The 20,932-nt window shown below is 63.5% G+C and carries 17 protein-coding genes; all 17 read right to left on the bottom strand.

Annotated elements, in window-relative coordinates; all coding sequences use genetic code 11:
* Positions 1-292: 292 nt before the first annotated feature.
* A complete protein-coding gene (locus tag NKJ28_RS18215) occupies positions 293-589 on the bottom strand; it encodes an AzlD family protein (protein WP_352589476.1) in 297 nt (98 codons plus the stop codon).
* A complete protein-coding gene (locus NKJ28_RS18210; RefSeq protein ID WP_352589473.1) occupies positions 586-1,314 on the bottom strand; it encodes an AzlC family ABC transporter permease in 729 nt (242 codons plus the stop codon). Before NKJ28_RS18210 ends, NKJ28_RS18215 begins: the two co-directional genes overlap by 4 nt.
* 122 nt (positions 1,315-1,436) lie before the next feature.
* Complete coding sequence (locus tag NKJ28_RS18205; RefSeq protein ID WP_352589470.1) at positions 1,437-2,129, bottom strand: DUF2461 domain-containing protein; 693 nt, start codon at positions 2,127-2,129, stop codon at positions 1,437-1,439.
* Positions 2,129-4,336 carry an NAD-dependent DNA ligase LigA gene (gene ligA, locus NKJ28_RS18200; protein WP_352589467.1) on the bottom strand — a complete coding sequence of 736 codons (2,208 nt, stop codon included), beginning with the start codon at positions 4,334-4,336 and terminating at the stop codon, positions 2,129-2,131. Before ligA ends, NKJ28_RS18205 begins: the two co-directional genes overlap by 1 nt.
* Positions 4,337-4,576: 240 nt before the next feature.
* Positions 4,577-6,250, bottom strand: a complete 1,674-nt coding sequence (gene recN, locus NKJ28_RS18195) for a DNA repair protein RecN (protein ID WP_023676755.1) — start codon at positions 6,248-6,250, stop codon at positions 4,577-4,579.
* A gap of 13 nt (positions 6,251-6,263) precedes the next feature.
* Positions 6,264-7,133, bottom strand: coding sequence for an outer membrane protein assembly factor BamD (locus NKJ28_RS18190; RefSeq protein WP_023676756.1), 870 nt, complete (start codon positions 7,131-7,133; stop codon positions 6,264-6,266).
* A 204-nt stretch (positions 7,134-7,337) separates the two neighbouring features.
* A complete protein-coding gene (gene lpxC / locus NKJ28_RS18185) occupies positions 7,338-8,285 on the bottom strand; it encodes a UDP-3-O-acyl-N-acetylglucosamine deacetylase (RefSeq protein ID WP_023676757.1) in 948 nt (315 codons plus the stop codon).
* Between the two features lie 279 nt (positions 8,286-8,564).
* On the bottom strand, positions 8,565-10,235 hold the full coding sequence (ftsZ, locus tag NKJ28_RS18180) for a cell division protein FtsZ (protein WP_352636625.1): 1,671 nt from the start codon (positions 10,233-10,235) through the stop codon (positions 8,565-8,567).
* Positions 10,236-10,302: 67 nt separating this feature from the next.
* Entirely contained in the window at positions 10,303-11,610 is a 1,308-nt protein-coding gene (gene ftsA / locus NKJ28_RS18175) for a cell division protein FtsA (protein ID WP_023676759.1), read from the bottom strand.
* Positions 11,607-12,548, bottom strand: coding sequence for a cell division protein FtsQ/DivIB (locus tag NKJ28_RS18170; protein WP_352636624.1), 942 nt, complete (start codon positions 12,546-12,548; stop codon positions 11,607-11,609). Before NKJ28_RS18170 ends, ftsA begins: the two co-directional genes overlap by 4 nt.
* Complete coding sequence (locus NKJ28_RS18165; RefSeq protein WP_023676761.1) at positions 12,536-13,462, bottom strand: D-alanine--D-alanine ligase; 927 nt, start codon at positions 13,460-13,462, stop codon at positions 12,536-12,538. The genes NKJ28_RS18170 and NKJ28_RS18165 overlap by 13 nt, the downstream gene beginning before the upstream one ends.
* Positions 13,463-13,777: 315 nt before the next feature.
* Entirely contained in the window at positions 13,778-14,743 is a 966-nt protein-coding gene (gene murB, locus NKJ28_RS18160; RefSeq protein ID WP_031211769.1) for a UDP-N-acetylmuramate dehydrogenase, read from the bottom strand.
* Entirely contained in the window at positions 14,740-16,146 is a 1,407-nt protein-coding gene (gene murC / locus NKJ28_RS18155; RefSeq protein ID WP_352456166.1) for a UDP-N-acetylmuramate--L-alanine ligase, read from the bottom strand. Before murC ends, murB begins: the two co-directional genes overlap by 4 nt.
* Complete coding sequence (gene murG, locus NKJ28_RS18150; protein WP_352456167.1) at positions 16,143-17,267, bottom strand: undecaprenyldiphospho-muramoylpentapeptide beta-N-acetylglucosaminyltransferase; 1,125 nt, start codon at positions 17,265-17,267, stop codon at positions 16,143-16,145. The genes murC and murG overlap by 4 nt, the downstream gene beginning before the upstream one ends.
* Position 17,268: 1 nt before the next feature.
* The gene (gene ftsW / locus NKJ28_RS18145) at positions 17,269-18,420 is read right to left on the bottom strand and encodes a putative lipid II flippase FtsW (protein ID WP_352456168.1); all 1,152 of its coding nucleotides are present in this window, start codon (positions 18,418-18,420) and stop codon (positions 17,269-17,271) included.
* Positions 18,420-19,820, bottom strand: coding sequence for a UDP-N-acetylmuramoyl-L-alanine--D-glutamate ligase (murD, locus tag NKJ28_RS18140; RefSeq protein WP_352570481.1), 1,401 nt, complete (start codon positions 19,818-19,820; stop codon positions 18,420-18,422). The genes ftsW and murD overlap by 1 nt, the downstream gene beginning before the upstream one ends.
* An 8-nt stretch (positions 19,821-19,828) precedes the next feature.
* Positions 19,829-20,911, bottom strand: coding sequence for a phospho-N-acetylmuramoyl-pentapeptide-transferase (gene mraY / locus NKJ28_RS18135; protein WP_023676767.1), 1,083 nt, complete (start codon positions 20,909-20,911; stop codon positions 19,829-19,831).
* Positions 20,912-20,932 lie beyond the last annotated feature (21 nt).

The raw sequence follows: 20,932 nt of genomic DNA, 5'->3' as shown, positions 1-20,932 counted from the left end.
ATCTTAATTATTCATTTTAACTGATTATGCCTTTCCCGTAAATCGCCGGTGTAGCTGCCGATCAACACGGCAAACCAGGGGAGATGGAAATGTCGCGTGAGCCCTTCGGCATCCAGCCGATCGATCTAAGCGCATTGACGCCGAAGCAGCGCGAAGCACTCTATAGCGACGCCGTGCGTTGCGCCCACCAGGAGAGAGCGGAGGCGATCCGGCTGAGCCTGTCGCGGGTCGGCGCGGCAATAGTCGCTGCGGTAAAGCGCATGTGTGCTCTCGCCGCCAAGGCAAAAGTCGATCAGCCGACGAGCTGCCGCGCGAGGATCAGCACGGCAGCACCCGCCAGGAACATCGCCATCAGGCCGCCGCGCAGTGAGACAAGGCCGGCGACGATCAAGGCTGCCCATTCCGCCGACCCGGCGCTGAGCGCCGCCGGCGCCACCAGCGTGGTCAGCACCGCCGCCGGCACGGCGTTCAGCCCGGCTTCGACGCGCGGATGGATATGGTCGAAGCGTGAGATCACCAGATGACCGCCGATGCGGGTCAGATAGGTTGCGATCGAAGCGGCGATGATGATCCACAAGGTCGTGCTCATGGCCGTGCCTCCACGCCGCTGTGGCGGGGCGGCAGGATGACGGCGAGCAGCACGCCGGCCAGCGCGCCGATGGAGACATGCCAGGGCGAGCCGACCGTTTTGTATGCAATGATGGAGGCGGCAGCGCTGGCGACGACCACCGGCAGCCACAGCGGCCGCTTACGGAAGCTCATGACCAGGCCGAGAAAATAGATCGGCAGCAGGAAGTCGATGCCCAGCGCGTGGGTGTCGGGAATAAGCTTGCCGAACATCGCGCCGAGCGCGCTTTCAATCACCCAGAACACATAGACCGGCAGCCCAAGCCCCATATACCAGGTAAACCCGACGGTCTCGCCGGCCTCCGCCTTGCGCTCGGCCACCGCGAACTGCGGATCGGTCAGCACAAAATAGCCTATCGCCTGCTGCACCAGCGGCCAATGCGCAATGCGCCGGCCGATGCCAGCCGAATAGAGGACATGGCGAAAATTCACCGCGAAGATCGACAGCACGATCAGCCACGGCGCGACATGCTGGCCGAACAGCTCGATGCCCACCATCTGGCTGGCGCCGCCGAACACCGTTGCGCTCATCAGGAACGCTTCGAGCACGGAAAACCCGTTGTCGACGGCGAGCGCCCCGAATAGTAATGCAAACGGCGCCGACGCCACCACGACGGGCATGCTGAGCCGCACGCCGTCCCAGAAATCGCTTTTCGCTCCGTTTTCGGAGATTGCTTCCGCCGACATCGATCGCTCCTTGGGAACGGCCGTATGTAGAGAGAGCGGCCCGGCTTGTCACACCAATTTGCTTGAGGCAAACGATCAGCGGAAATGATGGCTGAAGCGTCGCGGCAAGCTCCCTTCCGAGCCTAGCGCGGCGAAGCCTTGCCTTCGATCGCCCTGCCCCAGTCGAGCAGCGGTTTTGCCCGCATGGCGAAGTCGACAAGCTCGTCGACCAATCCAGCTCCGTAGATATCCGCCGGCTCGATTGCGTGCCGGACGGCAAAATGCCGGTTGCGGATCGCGGCAGCGAGATCGGGCTCGGCGATATGCTCGAAGCCGCGCGGCGTGCGCTTCATGCAGCCGTCCGGGTCGAACTCGAGGCCGTTCTTCTTCAGCGCCGCAACGAGGCTGCGGAATTCAGCGGACCGCTTCGCGATCGCGTTGCGCAGCGCCAGCAATAGCTCCGGTCCGGGCTGCCACCAGGCAACGGCGGCAAAGCAGCGCTCCAGCCCGATATGGACGTAAAACACGCCCTGTTCCATCTTGGTGCCGTCGGGCGAAAGGATCGCCGACAAATGCCGGTTATAAGGCCGTTTGTCCTTGGCGAAACGCACGTCGCGGTTAATCCGGAACAGCGACTTCTTGCGGTCGCCGCGCAGGCCGAGCCCCGCGGCCGTGAAGCGCTCGGAGAGCGTCTCGACCAGATCGCCGAAGGGATCGCGCAGGTCGCGCTCGAAAAGGTCGCGGTTTTCCAAAAACCACTCCCGGCTCTGATGAAAATCCAGCGCCTTGAGGAAGGGAATGGCCTTTTGCCCAAAACCGTTGAACGCAGCCGCCATCACCCGCCCTTGCCAATCCGCTGCAGCCAGGTGTCTTCGTCGATCACCTCGATGCCGAATTTGGTCGCCTCCTTCAGCTTGGAACCGGCGCCTGGCCCTGCCACCAGGAGATCGGTCTTCGCGGAAACCGAGCCGGCGACCTTCGCGCCGAGACGTTCAGCCATCGCCTTGGCCTCCGGGCGCGTCATCTTTTCCAGCGTGCCTGTAAACACGATTGTCTTGCCGGCGACCGCACTATTGGCTGAGACGTTCACAATGTACGGCTTCGGGTGGATCTGTGTGAGCAGCGCTTCAAGCACGGCGTCGTTGCGTTCATTGCCGAAGAAATCGCGAAGGGCGCCTATCACCGTATCGCCGATGCCGTTGATCGAAGGAAAAACGGTGTGTGGATCGGCTGCCGCTGCCGTCTCCTTGCCAATGCGGATCAACTCCTCGATCGTCGAGAAGGTTCGGGCAAGCACAGCGGCCGTCGTTTCGCCGATATGGCGGATGCCCAGCGCGAAGATGAAGCGATCGAGTTCGGGTTCGCGGCGGGCGTCGATGGCAGCGAAGAGCTTGTCGAGGCCGTCATAGTTGCGTTCCTCGACGCTGCGTACATTCTTGCGCGTTTTGCCCGATGCGGCCTCGCGCTGCCTGGCCTGCTCCTCCCGTCGCTCCGCCAGCGCCTTGGTGACGGCGGGACGGCGGTCCCGGAGAGTGAAGATATCGGCGGCTGTCTTGACCAACCCGGCATTGAAGAACAGATCTATGTTTTCGGCGCCCAGGCCTTCGATATCCATGGCGCCGCGCGACACAAAGTGGCGCAATCCTTCGACGGCCTGCGCAGGACAGATCAGTTCGCCGGTGCAACGTCGCCGGGAATCTTCCTTGCCGGTCTTCTCGTTGATCTCGCGCGTTGCCGGCGAGCCGCAGATCGGACAGTTGTGCGGGAATTCGTAGGGCACGGCATCTGGCGGACGCTTGTCGGCTACGACGCTGACGATCTGCGGAATGACGTCCCCTGCCCGCTGGATGACCACCGTGTCGCCGATACGCACATCATAGCCGTCGCGGATCGGCTGGCCGTTGCTGTCAAGACCCTTGATGTAGTCTTCGTTGTGAAGCGTGACATTTTCGACCACGACGCCGCCGACCGTGACGGGCGCAAGCCGGGCAACGGGCGCCAGCGTACCGGTACGGCCCACCTGAATGTCGATCCTGAGCACGGTTGTCATCGCCTGTTCGGCCGGAAATTTGTGGGCGACGGCCCAGCGTGGTTCGCCAGTGACGAAACCCCATCTGCGCTGCAATTCCAGCTGGTCGACCTTGTAGACGACGCCGTCGATGTCGTAGCCCAGCGATGAGCGCTGGGCCTCGATTAGGTGATAGTGCGCGACCAGTTCCTCGACCGATCTTGCCCGGACCATCAGCGGGCTGACCTTGAATCCCCACTCCGCGAATTTTTGCACGGAATCGTATTGGGTCGGAGCTGGATCCTTTGAAGTATAGCCCCAGGCGTAGGCAAAGAATTTGAGGTTGCGGCTGGCGGTAACGGACGGGTCCTTCTGGCGCAGCGATCCAGCCGCCGTGTTACGCGGATTGACGTAATCCTGGCCACCTATCGCCGCCGAACGCTGCTTCAGCGCCTCGAATTCCGCGTAGGTCATATAGACCTCGCCGCGTATTTCGATGACCTCGGGCCAGTCCGATCCCTTCAAGGTCTTGGGAATATCGGCGATGGTCTTGAGATTGGCGGTGATATCCTCGCCGACGACGCCGTCGCCGCGCGTTGCTCCCTGCACGAACACACCGCCTTCATATCGCAGGGAAGCCGATAGCCCGTCGATCTTCGGCTCCGCCGTGAAGGCGATGTTCAGATCCTTGTCGCGGTCAAAGAATCGCCGGCCCCGTTCTATGAAGTCCGCGACGTCCTGGTCGGTATAGGCCTTGGCAAGGCTGAGCATCGGCACCGCGTGGCGCACCTTGGCAAAACCTTCCGCCGGCGGCGCGCCGACCCTGCGTGAGGGCGAATCCTCGCGCACAAGATGCGGGAACCGCTGCTCGATGGCGAGGTTGCGCCGCGTCAGCGCGTCATATTCCGCATCCGTGATTATCGGCGCGTCCTCGCCATGGTAGCGCCGGTCGTGCTCGGCGATCTCCTGCGCCAACCGCTTCAACTCGCTTGCCGCCTCGCTTTCGCTGAGCGAATCGACTGGTTTTTCGTCCATGCACTGCTCCCTCCACGGTGGCGCGACACAATAGAACAGGATTCTCTCATGAGGGAGAGACCAGACACGGAAAATCATTCCTGAACAGCAGGATGGAGCCATACCCTGACTCAGGTCGCGAGCGCCGAAAACGAACTCGCCTGGAGCAATTCCAGGAAAAGTGTGAAACGGTTTTCCGTCCGGAATTGCGCAAACAAAGAGGTAGAGCGGTTCGGCGTTTCCGTGAAACGATAAACCGCTCTAGGCTGCAGCGGTGTTCTCCCGCAGCAGCCGCTCGGCCGCCGCGCGCGCCTCGTCGGTGATGGTGGCGCCGGCGAGCATGCGTGCGATCTCTTCCTGCCGCGCCGCCCGGTCCATCTCGGCGATGCCGGTCGAGACCCGGTCGGCCCCGCCTGATTTGGAGATCAGGAAATGAGTCGCCGCGCGCGCCGCCACTTGCGGTGCATGCGTGACCGAAAGCACCTGCACGCGGTTTGCCAGCCGCGCCAGCCGCTGGCCGATGGCGTCGGCAACCGCACCGCCGACGCCGGTGTCAATCTCATCAAAGACCAAGGTCGGCGCCGAGCCCCGGTCAGCGAGTGCTACCTTCAACGCCAGCAGGAAGCGCGAAAGCTCGCCGCCGGAAGCGACCTTCATCATCGGGCCGGGCCTGGTGCCGGGATTGGTGCGCACCCAGAACTCGACCTGATCGATGCCTTCTTCCATGCGGCTCTCGGCATCGCTTGCGATCTCGACGATGAACTCGGCCCGTTCGAGCTTCAGCGCCGGCAGTTCGGTCATCACCGCCTTGGTCAGCCCGACGGCCGCCGCATGGCGAAGCGACGACAGCTGGGCCGCCGTAATGTCATAGGCCTGGCGCGCCGCCGCAGCCTGTTTCTCCAGCGCATGCAAGCGCTCTTCGCCGGCGTCGAGATCGGCAAGGTCGGCAGCCATGGTGTCACGCAATTGTGCCAGGTCGTCGACGGCGACGCTGTGCTTGCGCGAGGCGGCACGCAGCGAAAACAGCCGCTCCTCAGCCTTCTCCAGCCGCTGCGGATCATATTCGGTGGCGCGAAGTGCTGCTTCCACGCCCGACTGCGCCGCGTCGAGCGAAAGCATCGCCTCGTCGAGCGATTTGACGACATCCTCGAGCAGCCCGGGCGCTTCGGTCACCTTGCGCTGCAGCCGCCTGAGCAGGCTGGCCAGTTGCGGCAAGGGCGAGGACGGCCCCGAGAGCACATCCTGGGCGTCGTGGATTTCCGAGGCGATCTTTTCCGCTCGCATCATCGCGGCGCGCAGTTCGGCCAGCTCCGTCTCTTCGCCCGGCTGCGGATCGAGCCTGGTCAATTCGGCGACCGCTGCACGCAGATAATCGGCCTCGCGGGCAGCTGCCTCGACTTTGGCCCGGTGCCGTGAAAATTCCTGCTCGCAGGTACGCCAATGCCGCCACGCCTCGCCGGTTGCCCGAGCAGCGCCGAGATGGCCACCGAAACTGTCGAGCAACTCGCGATGGGCGCCGGGATCGACCAAAGCGCGCTCGTCATGCTGGCCGTGGATCTCGACCAGCGCACGGCCGATGTCGCGCATCAGCGTCACGCTGGACGGCTGGTCGTTGACGAAAACGCGCGTGCGGCCGTCAGCCGTCTGGACGCGGCGCAGGATGATGTCGCCGTTGTCCTCGATGGCATTCTCGGCAAGCAGCATGCGAGCCGCGTGGTTGCGCGGCACGTCGAACACGGCGATGATCTGGCCTTGTGCCGCGCCATGCCGCACCAACGAGGCGTCGCCGCGGGCGCCAAGCGCCAGCGACAAGGCGTCGAGCAGGATGGACTTTCCGGCGCCGGTTTCGCCGGTCAGCACCGAAAGGCCGGACGAGAAGTCGATGTCCAGCTTCTCGATCAGAACGATATCGCGGATCGACAGCCTGGAGAGCATGGTAACGCGCCGCTCAGGCGCCGGTGATCAGCTTCCCGGCCTTGGAGATCCACGATCCGGCATTCTCGCGCGGCTCGAGCCCACCACTCTGCAGGAGCTTGTAGGAGTCCTTGTACCACTGGCTGTCGGGATAGTTGGTGCCGAGCACGGCCGCAGCGGTCTGCGCTTCCGACGTCAGCCCCATCGCATAGTAGCTCTCGGTCAGACGCGCCAGCGCCTCCTCGACATGACGTGTGTTCGAATAGTTCTCCACCACGTTGCGGAACCGTTTGACGGCCGCGATGTATTCGCGGCGCTCGAGATAATAGCGGCCGATCTGCATCTCTTTGCCGGCGAGCTGATCGTTGGCGAAGCGGATCTTCTCCTTGGCGTCGTCGGCATATTCGGACGTGGGCCAGCGCGTCACGAGGTCCTGCATCGTCTGCACGGTAAGACGCGCTTCCTTCTGGTCCTGGGTGACGTCCTTGATCTGGCGGTAGTAGCTCAGCCCGATAATATACTGGGCATAGGCCGCATCGTCGGTCGACGGGTACAGGGTCAGGTAGCGCTTGGCCGAACCGATCGCCTCGTCGTAATTGCCCTGACGGTAGTCGGCAAAGGCACCCATCACCATCGATTTGCGGGCGAATTCGGAATAGGGATGCTGGCGGTCGACAGCATCGAATTTGCGGCTTGCCTCCTGCAGTCGCCCGGCATTCAGATTGGCGAGACCCTGATTGTAGAGCACGTCGGCCGGCTCGGTCTGATCGACATAGGTCGACAGATCGACGTCCTTCTCGGACGACATGCAGGCCGACAGAAACAGCGATGGAACGACCACCGAAAGCGCCAGGAAAACAGCCCGCCGCAGCGCCTTCGATTGACCAACTCGCTTGAAAAACATGTTTGGATTCCGCCCTTTCGGCGTCATTTCAGTCGACGGCAGCAGCCATAAACCATAATTGCCTTGCCCGGCAACGCTATCCCCGGCCAATCGCACATTTTTGTGGCGGTTTGGCGCCACCTGGAAAGCTGTGTAATTTGGCCGGCCGGTGATGCATCCATGCAACACAGCTGATCGCGATAAGAGCCGCAAAAACGTTAAGAATCAGATCATCCAGGGCGCATAGAGGGGTGCGTTGACGGCGCTCATCTCGGCGGTACGCCCGCGCTCGCGGCGCGTCGTCTCAACGATCTCGAAAGCCGAACGGTCGGACAAGAGACGGCGCAGCGCTGCTGCGTTCAGCCTGTGGCCGCCACGATAGGAGCGGAAGCAGCCGATGAACCGGGCACCGGCGAGCGCCAGGTCGCCCATCGCATCCATCGTCTTGTGGCGCGCGAACTCGTTGGGATAGCGCAGGCCTCCCATGTTGATCACGCGGTTGTCGTCGCCGATCACCAGGGAGTTTTCCAAAGACGAGCCGAGCGCATAGCCTGCCGCCCACAGCCGCTCGACGTCCTTCATGAAACCGAAAGTGCGGGCCCGCGCGACGTCGCGGCGGAAAATGTCAGCGTTCATGTCGGATGCAAAAAGCTGGCGCCCGATCGCCGGGCTTTCGAAATCGATCTCGATCTCGAAGCGCGTGCCGTCATAGGGCCTGAACTCCGCCCAGCAGGCGCCGTTCTCGATGCGAACCGGCTTGACCACCCTGATGTAGCGACGCTTGACCGGCAGCGTTTCGATGCCTGCCTGGTCAATGGCCTCGACGAACATCACTGCGCTGCCGTCGAGGATAGGCACCTCATGGCCGTCGATTTCGATGACGAGATTGTCGATTCCAAGCCCGAAAAGCGTCGCCATCAGATGCTCGACCGTGGCAATGTGCTCGCCATGCGGATCGCCAAGCATGGTGCAGAGATCGGTGGCGCCGACCTCGGAGACGAGCGCGCGAAATTCGTGGCTTCCGCTTGCATTCGAGAGCTGGAAGACGACACCCGTATCGGCATCCGCCGGCAGGAAATGGACGGTGACCGGATTGCCACTGTGAACGCCGATGCCAGTCAGCGTCGCGCGCGATTTAAGTGTCGTCTGATAGTCGTGCAAAACAATCCCCATAGCCCACGCTGCCTAGGTCCGCTTCATCTGCCCTGAGGGCGCGGCTCTTGATTGATCGGCAGGCAGGGCCACTTCCCCGAGACTCCCAGCAAACCGACTTTGGTCGGTGGCGAAGATAATGGTCCCGCGGGGAGTCTCCAAATCACGGTTTCTTACTCTTTGTAACTGCGGTCCAGCGCGGGATTGCCCCATAAGTCCTTGTTTTACAATCACTTTTAAAGTTAACAGGCGAACAGTTTCCTGCTCGCCTGTTAATAACTGTTACGAACCGTTAACAGATCAATTGGCCTGTCGGCGCAGGAAGGCGGGAATCTCCAACTGATCGTCTTCCTGGACAGCCCGGCTCTGCGGCGTCAGTCGGCCCTGCTCGTCCAGCTGGCCGCGGCGCGGCGCGTAAAGCTGCGGATCCTGGCTGGCTAGGCGGCGCACTTCCGCCGGCGCCTGGCGCAGTTTCGGTTCGCGAGGCTGCGCCGGCTGCAGTCTTGCAGGCTCCTCTTCGCGGCGGGTCAAGCCGTTGGTCAGGCGCTTGAGCAAGCCCATCGGGCCGCTGTTCTCGTGGTCGGCGGGGCGGGCCTTGGCTTCCACTTCGGCCTTCACCTGCGGCGGGAAATCCTCGACCCGCGGCATGCGCTGGGGTACCGCGGCAACCGGCTGCGGCATTTCACGATGCGGAGCGGGCTGCATCGCTTGCTGAACCGCTGGCTGCATCATTGGCTGCGGCTGAGCGGGAGGCGCCTGGAAAATCTTGCTCTGCGGACGGAAGTCTTCCGCATGGGCGACCGGTGCCGGGCGGGCCTGCGCCATCGCTGCCGCATTCGCTTCGGCGAGCTGAATGGCCTCGGCGACCGGGTCGGCAGCACGTGGTTCATAGATCGGTTGCTGGATAGGCGCCGGGCGCATTTCCGTGACCTGGGCCGCCGGGCGGCTGACCGCCTTCGGCGGAGCCGCGCGGATGGCGATCGGCGCGGCAGCGATTTCGGCTGCCGATTTGTCGATGCCGGTGGCGACCACCGACACGCGGATAACGCCTTCGAGTTCCTCGTCGAAAGTGGCGCCCAGAATGATGTTGGCATCCTGGTCGACCTCTTCGCGAATGCGGGTTGCCGCCTCATCGACTTCGAACAGGGTCAGGTCGCGGCCGCCGGTGATCGAGATCAGCAGGCCCTTGGCGCCCTTCATCGAGGTCTCGTCGAGCAGCGGGTTGGCGATGGCGGCTTCCGCCGCGGCCATTGCACGGCCCTCGCCCGAAGCCTCGCCAGTCCCCATCATCGCCTTGCCCATTTCGCGCATGACCGAGCGGACGTCGGCGAAGTCGAGATTGATCAGGCCTTCCTTGACCATCAGGTCGGTGATGCAGGCAACGCCCGAATAGAGCACCTGGTCGGCCATGGCGAAGGCATCGGCGAAGGTGGTCTTGTCATTGGCCAGCCGGAACAGGTTCTGGTTGGGAATGACGATCAGGGTATCGACGCATTTCTGCAGTTCCTCGATACCCATGTCGGCCGTCTTCATGCGGCGCTGGCCTTCGAAGTGGAACGGCTTGGTGACGACGCCGACGGTAAGGATACCCTTTTCGCGGGCAGCGCGGGCAACGACGGGAGCCGCCCCGGTGCCGGTGCCGCCGCCCATGCCGGCAGTGACGAAGCACATATGCGTGTTGGAGAGATGATCGATGATCTCATCGATGCATTCCTCCGCCGCCGCGCGCCCGACTTCAGGCTGCGATCCGGCGCCGAGACCCTCGGTGACATGCGCGCCGAGCTGGATCAGCCGCTCGGCCTTCGACATCGTCAGTGCCTGCGCGTCGGTGTTGGCCACCACGAACTCGACGCCGCGCAAGCCGGCGGTGATCATGTTGTTGACGGCATTGCCGCCGCCGCCGCCGACACCGAACACGGTGATGCGCGGCTTGAGCTCGGTGATGTCCGGCTTCTGCAGATTGATGGTCATTGTCTTCGTCCTTTGCCTTTCCCGCCGCTTCGCCGCCGCGGCCGCCTATGGGGCTGTCCCCGTCAAATTAAAAACTGTCTCTCAACCACTGACTCATTCGATGCAGTTTTCCGCCTGTTCCGGTCATCCGAAGACCGGAAATTCCCTTCGCCGGGCGGCTCTCGAAGCTCGCCATCTGTGGATAGATCAGAAGTCCGACCGGGGTCGAGAAAGCCGGCCCCTTGGCCGCCTCGGGCAAGCCTGCCACGCCAAGCGGGCGTCCGATGCGCACATTGCGGCCGAGAATGCGGCGTGCTGCTTCTGGCAGGCCGGCAAGCTGGCTGGCACCGCCGGTCAGCACCACACGCTTGCCGACGGCGTTGCCGTAGCCGGATTTGTTCAGCCGGTCGCGCAGCAATTCCAGCGTCTCGTCGATGCGGGCGCGGATGATGCGCGTCATCACCGAGCGCGGGATCTGCAACGGCACCTCGCCGTCCTCGCCGATCGGATGGATGGAAACCAGGTCGCGGTCGTCGGCACTGCCAGGCAGCGCCGAGCCATGCATCACTTTCAGCCTTTCGGCGGCATCGAGCGAGGTCGACAGGCCCTTGGCCATATCCAGCGTGACGTGGTTGCCGCCGATCGCGATGGCATCGCCATGGACGAACTTGCCTTCCGAAAACACCGAGATCGTCGTCGTGCCGCCGCCCATGTCGATGCAGGCCGCGCCCATTTCGAGCTCGTCGTCGACCAGCGCAGCAAGCCCACTGGCATAGGGCGTCGCCACCATGCGTTCGACCGACAGATGCGAGCGGTTGATGCAGAGCTCCAGATTGCGCAAGGGCGCTGCGTCGCCTGTCAGCACGTGCATGTCGACGCCAAGCTGGTCGCCAACCATGCCGCGCGGATCGCGCACACCGCGCTCGGCATCCAGCGAAAAGGCTACGGGAAGCGAATGGATCACCTCGCGCTCGGCCCGCAACGCCTGCTTGGCGCCGGCGGCAAGCACGCGCTTGATGTCGGCCTCGTCGGCTTCATGGCCGCCGAGATTGATGGTGGCCGAAAAAGCCTCGCTCTTCAGCCGGCCGGCAGTCATGTTGACGATCAGCGAATCGACCGTCAGTCCCGCCATGCGTTCGGCGGCGTCGACGGCAAGACGGATGGCGTGCTCGGCACGGTCGAGATCGATGACGACGCCCGATTTCACGCCTTGCGATTTCTGGTGGCCGATGCCGATCACCTGGACGCGATGCGAGCGTCCGCGCAGCAGCTTGCCATCGTCGCGCGGCTTGAGTTTGGCCACCACGCAGCAGACCTTGCTGGAGCCGACATCCAGCACCGTCAGGATGCCGGACCGGCGCGACGAGGCATCGCTATTGCCGCCAAGCCAGCTCATATCTTCGTCTCCGGCGTGCGCTTCAGCATCTTGGGCTTTTCGTCGAGCGCGGCTTGGCGCTGTGTCGCCGCTTCCGGCGTCAACTGGACGACCAGACGATCGGAAAGGCGCATGTCGACGGCGGCGATGTCGCGCGTCAAAAGCCCGTTCTCGTGATCCATCCTGACCAGGTCGGCAATCGCCTGATCCTCACCGTCTTCGGGAAGCTTGATCGTGATGCCGTTTTCAAGCTTGAGGTCCCAGCGCCGTTCGCCGATGCGGATATAGCCCTTGATCCGCGCGGCGAGCTCCGGATAATTCTTGATCTTGGCTAGGAAATCCGGCGCTTTGGCCGGTGCGCCGGTGCCGATGATCAGCGGCAGCAATATCTGTTTGCCGCCGGAGAATGGCGCAATGACGGTGCCGGATTTCTCGATGACCGAAAGCGCGCTGCCTTGCTGCCACAGCGCGAACGGCTCGCGCTCCTCGACGCGCACTTCCAGCGTATGCGGGTAGACCTTGCGCACTGCCGCGGCTTCGACCCAGGGTAGCGTGGTGATGCGTTCGCGCGCGGCTTCGGCATCGAAGCCGATCAGCGAGGTCCAGCCGTCGAGTTCCAGCCTGTCGAGAATATCGATCTCGGACGTTTCGCGGTTGCCGACGACCTTGACCTGGTCGACGGCAAAGCCGGTGCGGGCGGTGACACTCTGGACGATGGCGTCGGAATATCCGCCGAGATAGGCGCCATAGGCACTGCTCGAAACAAGCAGTGCCGCCGACAGCATGGCAGCGCAATAGGGCGGCGCTTCGAAGTCGCCTTCGCCGAGGCGCGCCAGCACGCGCACCGGCCGGCGGAGCAGGCGCGGCAGCACGAAATGGTCGAACGACAACGGCATGCCGAACAGCGCCGGCCCGGCCGCGCCCTTCCCGTTGCCCTGTCCCCACTTCAACGCAGACACGAAGCGTCCTCCACCATCCAACTCAACAAATCGCCGAACGAGTGTCCCGCTTGCGCGGCGATTTCCGGCACCAAAGACGTCGGCGTCATGCCCGGCTGGGTGTTGACCTCGAGCCAGACAATTTCGCCGTTTTCGGAGTGACGATCGTCATAACGGAAGTCCGACCGGGAAACGCCCCGACAGCCGATAGCTTGATGAGCCTTGAGTGCCAGTGTCTGTATTTTTTGGTAAATATTCGGTGAAAGTTTTGCCGGGCATTCGTGTTTTGATCCTCCCGCGACGTATTTTGAATCATAGTCGTAAAAGGAATGGCCGGTCGGGATGATCTCGCAGACACCGAGCGCCACATCGCCCATCACCGCGCACGTCAATTCCCGCCCGTGCACATAACGCTCGACCATCACCGCGTCGCCATATCTCCACTCGGACGAGCCGATGATCTGCGGCGGATGCGACTGGCCTTCATGCACGATGACGACGCCGAAGCTCGATCCTTCGTTGACCGGCTTGACTACATAGGGCGGCTTCATCGGGTGCTTGTTCTGGATGGCGAAGCGATTGGCCACCTTCGATTCCGCCACCGGAACGCCGGCCGCCTTGGCGACCTTCTTGGCCTGTTCCTTGTTCATCGCAAGCGCCGAGGCAAGCACGCCGGAATGGGTGTACGGAATGGCGAGGTACTCGAGGATGCCCTGGATGGTGCCGTCCTCGCCGAAGGGGCCGTGCAGCGCATTGAAGACGACGTCAGGCTTGAGCTCGGCGAGCACCGAGCCGATGTCACGCGAGACGTCGACGCGGGTGACCTGGTAGCCCTCCCCCTCCAGCGTATCGGCGCAGGCTTTGCCCGACGACAGGGATACGGGCCGCTCGGACGAGAATCCCCCCAGAAGGACGGCCACGTGCTTGCTTGTCATTCCCCGTCATTTCCTCTCACAGCAGGCCTGCACCATCATGCATGGCCCGAAAAGCATCGCGCGCACTCAAATGCGCCCGAGCAACTTCGCTCCCGTGTTTCCGCAACATTGAGTCCGAGTCTCCCGGCAGGTTGCCCCCCCAGACGGAAACGCGAGTAACGCGTCGAAACGACTCAAATCAGGAAACGCTTCAGGGCAGAGAATCAGAGAGTTGATTCGCTGGCAAGTGCTTACGATTCCGATGGATTCACTTTCCGCAAAAACGGCAGCAAAATGTGAATTCATGACTCCGAAAGGCAACGGCGGTCAGCTTGCCTAAAGCAACTGCCCGAGAAATTCCTGGACGGCATGGCCCGGCCGAAAATTACCGATGCGCTTGATCTCCCACTGCAGCCGGATACCTGATCTTTCGAGCACGCGCGCACGCACCGTCTCACCGAGATATTCAAGTTCGTAGCCCGTGGCGGTTCCGGTGTTGATCATGAAGTTGCAATGCATCGGCGACATCTGCGCCCCACCAACCATCAGGCCGCGGCAGCCGGCCTTGTCGATCTCCTTCCAGGCCGAGGTGCCCTCAGGATTCTTGAAGGTAGAGCCACCGGTCTTTTCGCGGATCGGCTGCACGGTCTCGCGATGGTTCTGGACAGCATCCATCGCGGCCTTGATCGCCGCCTTGTCCTCAGGAATGCCTTCGAGCAGCGCCGACGTGAAGATCAGCCCGGACGGCGCCGCTGAATGGCGATAGGCATAGCCCATATCGGCATTGCTCAGCGTATGAACATTGCCCTTGCGGTCGAGTGCCCGCACCTCGACCACGCGCTCGCGCGTCTCGACGCCATTGGCGCCGGCGTTCATCCTCAGCGCTCCGCCAATGGCGCCGGGAATGCCGTGGTAGAAATGAAAGCCACCGATGCCTGCCTCGTAGGCAACGGCCGCAAGGCGCTTGTCGGGTGTCGCGGCGCCCGCCTTGATCGTGGTCGGCGCAATTACTTCGGTCTCGCCAAAGCCTTTGGCCGAAAGCCGGATGACAAAGCCCGCAATGCCGCCGTCACGGACAAGCAGGTTCGAGCCGACGCCGACGATGGTCAGCGGAATTTCCTCCGGCACCGCCTTCAGGAACGTGGCAAGATCGTCCTCGTCGGCCGGCTGGAACAATGCGTCCGCGAGCCCGCCGGCTCGAAACCAGGTGATCTTGTCCATCTCGGCATTGGGCGTGATGCGGCCGCGCAGTCCGGCAAGCCGGTCGCCAAGCTTCTCGATCAACGCCTGGCCGCGCATCATGAGATGGTCCCGCCGAGTTCCTTGGGCAGCGCATAGGCCCATTGGGTGATGTTGCCGGCGCCGAGGAAGACGACGAAATCGCCCGGCTTCGCCACCTCGCGCACGATCGGCGCAATCGCCGCCGGACCTTCGATGTAGCGTGCGTCGCGATGGCCGCCGGAGCGGATGCGCGACACCAGTGCGTCGGACGTGACGCCGTCGATCGGTTCCTCGCCGGCCGCATAGACGGGCGCCACCATTACCGTATCGGCGTCGTTGAAGCAGACGGAAAACTCGTCGAACAGATCGCGCAGCCGGGTGAAGCGATGCGGTTGTGTAACGGCGATGATGCGACCCTTGGTAGCGCTGCGCGCAGCTTTCAGTACCGCCGTGATCTCGACCGGATGATGACCGTAATCGTCGAACACATCGACACCGTTCCACGAACCGGTATGGGTGAAGCGCCGCTTGACGCCCGCGAAAGACGACAGGCCCTTCTTGATTGCCTCAGCCGAAAGGCCGAGCTCATGCGCGACGGCAATCGCCGCCGTCGCGTTGGAGACATTGTGGCGCCCGGGCATGGGCAGCCGCAGGCCTGATATCGTTATCTGGCCGTGCGTCTTGCGGTCGCGGATCACCACGTCGAATTCCGAGGTCGGGCCGTCCATGCGGTGATTGGTGAAGCGCACGTCGGCCTGCGCATTTTCGCCATAGGTGATGACGCGCCGGTCCTCGATGCGGGCGACCAGCGCCTGCACCTCGGGATGGTCGGTGCACATCACACCAAAGCCGTAGAACGGCACATTCTCGACGAACTGACGAAACGCTTCGCGCACTTTGTCGAAGGAGCCGTAATGGTCGAGGTGCTCGGGGTCGATATTGGTGACGACGGCAATCTCGGCCGGCAGCTTGAGGAAGGTGCCGTCGCTCTCGTCGGCCTCGACCACCATCCATTCGCCGTCTCCCATGCGGGCATTGGTGCCATAGGCATTGATGATGCCGCCATTGATTACCGTCGGGTCGAGCCCGCCGGCTTCGAGTAGCGTCGCCACCATCGAAGTCGTCGTCGTCTTGCCATGCGTGCCGCCGATCGCGACCGCCTGCCGGAAGCGCATCAGCTCGGCCAGCATTTCGGCGCGCCGCACGATCGGCAGCAACTTCTCTCTCGCCGCCTTCAGCTCCGGGTTGGATTTCTTGATTGCGGTGGAGACGACGACCACTTCGGCCTCGCCGAGGTTTTCGGCCTGATGGCCGACGAAGCATTCGATGCCCTTGTCGCGCAGCCGCTGCACATTGGCGCTGTCAGCCTGATCGGATCCCTGCACCTTGTAGCCGAGATTGTGCAGCACCTCGGCGATGCCGCTCATGCCGATGCCGCCAATGCCGATGAAATGCACGAGGCCGATCGTCTGTGGCATCTTCATGCGTGCGTCTCCTTCCTGAATTCCGAAACGGATTTCCTGGACGCAATAGCCTCTGTCAGATCGGCGAGCAACCGCGCCGCGTCGGGTCTTCGCACCGAGCGGGCCGCCGAGGCCATGGCGGCGAGCCTGTCGCCGTCGCCCAGCAACTCCACGATCTCGCCTGCGAGCGCCGCCGCGTCGAGGCCGGGCTGGCGCCGCATCACCGCGCCCCCCGCATTGACGAGGATCTGTGCATTGTGGCCTTGATCGTCGTCGAGGGCATGCGGAAGAGGCACGAGGATGGCCGGCCGGCCGATCACCGAAAGCTCGAGCACCGTCGACGCGCCCGAGCGTGAGACGACGAGATGCGCGGCGGCCATGCGCGCCGGCAGATCGGAGAAGAACGACGCGACCTCGGCCTCGATGCCGAGAGCGCGGTAGTGCTCTCTCACCCGCGCCTCGTCCTCGCCGCGTGCCTGCTGCACGATGCTCAGCCGCGAGCGCATTGCGCTGGGCATCGCCGCCACCGCCTCAGGCACAGTGTCGGAAAAATAGCGCGCGCCCTGGCTACCGCCGAAGACGAGCAGCCGCAGCGGTCCGCCGGGCTCGGGCACGGCATAGGGCCTGCCGGCCACGTCGAGCACCGCCTGCCGGACCGGATTGCCAGTCTCCACGATCTTGGCCGAGAAGGGACCGGAGGCCTTGAGGAAGCCCCCCGCAATCGCCGTCACCCGCGGCGCGAGCGCCTTGTTGGCGCGGCCCATTACCGCGTTCTGCTCATGGATCAGCGTTGGCGCACCGCGTCGCGTCGCCGCGAACAGCGGCGGCAGCGTCGGATAGCCGCCGAAGCCCACCACCGCATTCGGCCTCAGCCGGGCGATCAGGGCGGACGACTGGCGGAATCCACGCCACAGGGTCCAGAAGGTCCGCGCGACAGTCAGCGGATTTCTCGACCCGAAGGTAGCGGAGGCGATAGCGTGGACGCCGTCGCCGGGGAACCTGCCGGCATAGCGCTCGGCGCGGTCGTCGGTGGCCAGATGTACCGCCCAGCCGCGCGTCTTGAGCTCATGTGCCAGCGCCTCGGCCGGGAACAGATGTCCGCCGGTTCCGCCTGCCGCCAGAAGGATGACCCCCTTCGCCATCTCACTCCGCCGGCATCGCACGCGGCGACGGCATGAAGCCCAGCTGCTTGCGCTTTTCCGGGCGCTTGCGCGTCAGCGCCAGCACCATGCCCATCGAGATGGCGATCGCGATCTGCGAAGAGCCGCCGTAGGAGATGAACGGCAGCGTCATTCCCTTGGCCGGCATCAGCTGCAGATTGACGGCCATGTTGATGACCGACTGCAGGCCGAAGACCGTGACCAGGCCGCCAACCGCGTAGCGGGTGAAATCGTCCTGCTCCCTGAGCGCCGTGTTGAGACCGCGCAGCACGATGAAGCCGAAGATGGACATGATGAAGAAACACATGATCAGCCCGAATTCCTCGCCGGCGACAGAGAAGACGAAGTCGGCGTGGCTGTCGGGGATGACCCGCTTGACGGTACCCTCGCCCGGCCCGACGCCGAACCAGCCGCCATTGATCAGCGCCTCGCGGCCCATGTCGACCTGGAACGTGTCGCCCTCGCCGGTCATGAAGCGGTCGATACGGCCGGCAACGTGCGGGAACACTGCATAGGCGGCGAACACGCCGCCGACGCCTGCAGCACCCAGCGCGACGATCCACAGCCACGGCAATCCGGCCATGAAGAACATCACCCCCCAGGTGCCGAGCACCAGCATGGTCTGCCCAAGGTCAGGCTGCGCCACCAGCAGCGAGATGACCAGTGCAAGCAGCAACATGGCGAACAAATTGCCCGGAATGTCGGGCTGGCGCTTGTGCTCGGCGAACAACCAGGCGCAGATGATGACGAAGGCCGGTTTCAGGAACTCGGACGGCTGGATCGACAGGCCGGCTAGCGACACCCAGCGCCGCGCGCCCTTCACCTCGACGCCGATATAGAGCACCGCCACCATCAGAAACAGCATGATGCACAACATGACCAGCGCCATGCGCCGGATCTGCCTGGATTCAAGGAACGAGACGGCCAGCATTACCCCAAGCGCCGGAATGGTGAAGATAATCTGGCGTGTCGCGAAGTGGAAACTGTCTAGCCCGATGCGCTCGGCCACCGCCGGGCTTGCGGCGAAGGACAAAACGATGCCGAGCCCCATCAGCGACAGGAACGCCGCCAGGAACCAGCGATCGATCGTCCACCACCAGGTCGCCACAGGGCTTTTGTCGAGACGGCTTTGCATTATCGTGTCCCTCCGATGGGCTTCACGCCATCAATGGCGGTTGCGGCTTGCCTGAACGCCTCACCGCGCACTTCGAAATTCTTGAACTGGTCGAAACTGGCGCAGGCCGGCGACAGCAGCACCACTGCCTCGCCGCTACTATCCCTGGCCGCATCGCGGGCGGCGTGTTCGACTGCCGCCGCCAACGTGCCTGATATCTCGTAGGGCACCGCTTCGCCCAGCGTCGCCGAAAAGGCCGGTGCGGCTTCGCCGATCAGATAGGCCTTGGCGATGCGCGGGAAGAAGCCGCGTAACGGCTCGATGCCGCCCTCTTTCGGCAGGCCGCCGGCAATCCAGTAGATACGCGCAAAGCTCGACAGCGCCGGTGCAGCGGCATCGGCATTGGTCGCCTTGGAATCGTTGACGAACAGCACATGCCCTTTGCGGCCGACCTGCTCCATGCGGTGCGCCAGCCCAGGGAAACTCTCAAGTCCGGATTGGATCTCGCCGAGCTCGAGCCCGACCTTGAGGCAGGCGGCGGCGGCGGCCAGCGCGTTCTGCGCATTGTGCTGGCCGCGCAACGAGCCGATGCCTTCGAGGAAGGCGACACGGCTGTAGCGGCCGTGCACGGCTTCCATTAAGTTGGTGCCGTCAGCGAAATAACCGTCGGTCAGCGGCAGGCGCTTGGAGATGCGGATGACCTGCCGGCCGGCCCGCTCCAGCCGATCGGCGATCTGGGCGCACCAGGAATCGTCGACACCGATGATTGCCGTCTCGCTGCCGGCCACCAGCCGCTCCTTGATCGAGGCGTAGTGTTGCATCGTGCCATGGCGGTCGAGATGGTCCGGCGTCAGGTTGAGCAGCACACCGGCCGTCGGATTGATCGAAGGGGCAAGATCGATCTGGTAGGAAGAGCACTCAACCACATAGTGCCGTTCAGGCTGCGGCGGATCGAGCGTCATCACCGCGCGGCCGATATTGCCGCCCATCTGCGTGTCGCGCCCAGCCGATTTTAGGATGTGCGCCGTCAGTGCCGTGGTCGTCGACTTGCCGTTGGTGCCGGTAATGGCAATGAAAGGTGCTGCCGGTGCCAGCAGCATCCGCTCGCGGCAGAAAAGCTCGATGTCGCCGATGATCTCCACGCCTGAGCCCCGCGCCAACTCGACGGTCCAGTGCGGCTTGGGATGCGTCAGCGGCACGCCGGGCGACAGCACGAAGGCGGAAAACCTCGCCCAGTCCGCACCACGCAGGTCCGCTGTCGTGATGCCGACCGCGCCGGCCTTGGCGACGCTGTCGGGATTGTCGTCCCACGCCAGCACATCCGCGCCGCCCTCGATCAGCGCGCGCGCCGTGGCAATCCCCGAGCCACCGAGCCCGAAGAGCGAAACGCGCTTGCCTGAAAAGGATGCGGCGGGGATCAAGCGGCCTCCTATCTGAGCTTCAGGGTCGACAGGCCGACCAGCGCCAGGATGACGGCGATGATCCAGAAGCGGATCACCACCTGGCTTTCGGTCCAGCCGAGCTTTTCGAAATGATGGTGGATCGGCGCCATCAGGAAGACGCGCTTGCCGGTCATCTTGAAGTAGCCGACCTGGATGATGACCGAGAATATCTCGACGACGAACAGGCCGCCGACGATGACCAGCACGATCTCGTGCTTGGTCGCCACCGCGACCGTGCCGATCAGCCCACCCAGCGCCAGCGAGCCGGTGTCGCCCATGAAGATCGCCGCCGGCGGCGCATTGAACCAGAGGAAGCCAAGCCCGGCGCCGATCACCGCTCCAAGGACCACCGCAAGTTCACCGGTGCCGGGCACGAAATGGATCTGCAGATATTCGGCGAACACCGCGTTGCCGGAGAGATAGGCGATGACGCCGAAGGATGCGGCGGCGATCATGATCGGCACGATCGCCAGCCCGTCGAGACCGTCGGTCAGGTTCACCGCATTGCCGGCGCCGACGATGACGAAGCACGAGAACGGGATGAAGAACCAGCCGAGATTGACGAGAAACTCCTTGGCGAAAGGGAATGTCAACGATGACGAGAACGGCGCCTGGCCGTTATGCATGATCACCCAGGCGGCGATGCCGGCGATGACGAATTCGAGCCCCAGCCGCGCCTTGCCGGAAAAGCCGAGATGCGATTGCTTGGTTACTTTGAGATAATCGTCGTAAAAGCCGATCGAGCCGAATCCCAGCGTCACCAGCAGGACCACCCAGACGTAGATGCTCGACAGGTTCGCCCACAGCAGGGACGAACCGACGATGCCGGACAGGATCATCAGTCCGCCCATTGTCGGCGTTCCCGCCTTCTTGAAATGCGTCTGCGGCCCGTCGGCACGGATCGGCTGGCCCTTGCCTTGCCGCAGCCGCAGCGAATTGATGATGGTCGGTCCGAAGATGAACACGATCAGCGCCGCTGTGATCAGCGCTCCGCCGGTGCGGAAGGTTATGTAGCGGAAGACGTTGAAGACCGAGATCTTGTCCGCAAATTCGACGAGCAGTGTTAGCATGCGCTTGCGTCCCCCGGACCG

The organism is Mesorhizobium sp. M0145 (assembly GCF_040322355.1).
Lineage (GTDB): Bacteria > Pseudomonadota > Alphaproteobacteria > Rhizobiales > Rhizobiaceae > Mesorhizobium.
The sequence above is the reverse complement of the archived record's forward strand: the minus strand, read 5'-3'. Positions and strand labels throughout refer to the sequence as shown.

Excerpts from the sequence above, each read along its gene's own strand:
- ftsW (WP_352456168.1), bottom strand. The coding sequence starts at position 18,420 with ATGCAAAGCCGTCTCGACAAAAGCCCTGTGGCGACCTGGTGGTGGACG.
- NKJ28_RS18190 (WP_023676756.1), bottom strand. The coding sequence starts at position 7,133 with ATGTTTTTCAAGCGAGTTGGTCAATCGAAGGCGCTGCGGCGGGCTGTT.
- lpxC (WP_023676757.1), bottom strand. The coding sequence starts at position 8,285 with ATGGGGATTGTTTTGCACGACTATCAGACGACACTTAAATCGCGCGCG.
- murB (WP_031211769.1), bottom strand. The coding sequence starts at position 14,743 with ATGATGCGCGGCCAGGCGTTGATCGAGAAGCTTGGCGACCGGCTTGCC.
- ftsZ (WP_352636625.1), bottom strand. The coding sequence starts at position 10,235 with ATGACCATCAATCTGCAGAAGCCGGACATCACCGAGCTCAAGCCGCGC.
- murG (WP_352456167.1), bottom strand. The coding sequence starts at position 17,267 with ATGGCGAAGGGGGTCATCCTTCTGGCGGCAGGCGGAACCGGCGGACAT.
- NKJ28_RS18210 (WP_352589473.1), bottom strand. The coding sequence starts at position 1,314 with ATGTCGGCGGAAGCAATCTCCGAAAACGGAGCGAAAAGCGATTTCTGG.
- NKJ28_RS18215 (WP_352589476.1), bottom strand. The coding sequence starts at position 589 with ATGAGCACGACCTTGTGGATCATCATCGCCGCTTCGATCGCAACCTAT.
- NKJ28_RS18205 (WP_352589470.1), bottom strand. The coding sequence starts at position 2,129 with ATGGCGGCTGCGTTCAACGGTTTTGGGCAAAAGGCCATTCCCTTCCTC.
- NKJ28_RS18165 (WP_023676761.1), bottom strand. The coding sequence starts at position 13,462 with ATGACAAGCAAGCACGTGGCCGTCCTTCTGGGGGGATTCTCGTCCGAG.
- ftsA (WP_023676759.1), bottom strand. The coding sequence starts at position 11,610 with ATGAGCTGGCTTGGCGGCAATAGCGATGCCTCGTCGCGCCGGTCCGGC.
- murC (WP_352456166.1), bottom strand. The coding sequence starts at position 16,146 with ATGAAGATGCCACAGACGATCGGCCTCGTGCATTTCATCGGCATTGGC.
- recN (WP_023676755.1), bottom strand. The coding sequence starts at position 6,250 with ATGCTCTCCAGGCTGTCGATCCGCGATATCGTTCTGATCGAGAAGCTG.
- ligA (WP_352589467.1), bottom strand. The coding sequence starts at position 4,336 with ATGGACGAAAAACCAGTCGATTCGCTCAGCGAAAGCGAGGCGGCAAGC.
- mraY (WP_023676767.1), bottom strand. The coding sequence starts at position 20,911 with ATGCTAACACTGCTCGTCGAATTTGCGGACAAGATCTCGGTCTTCAAC.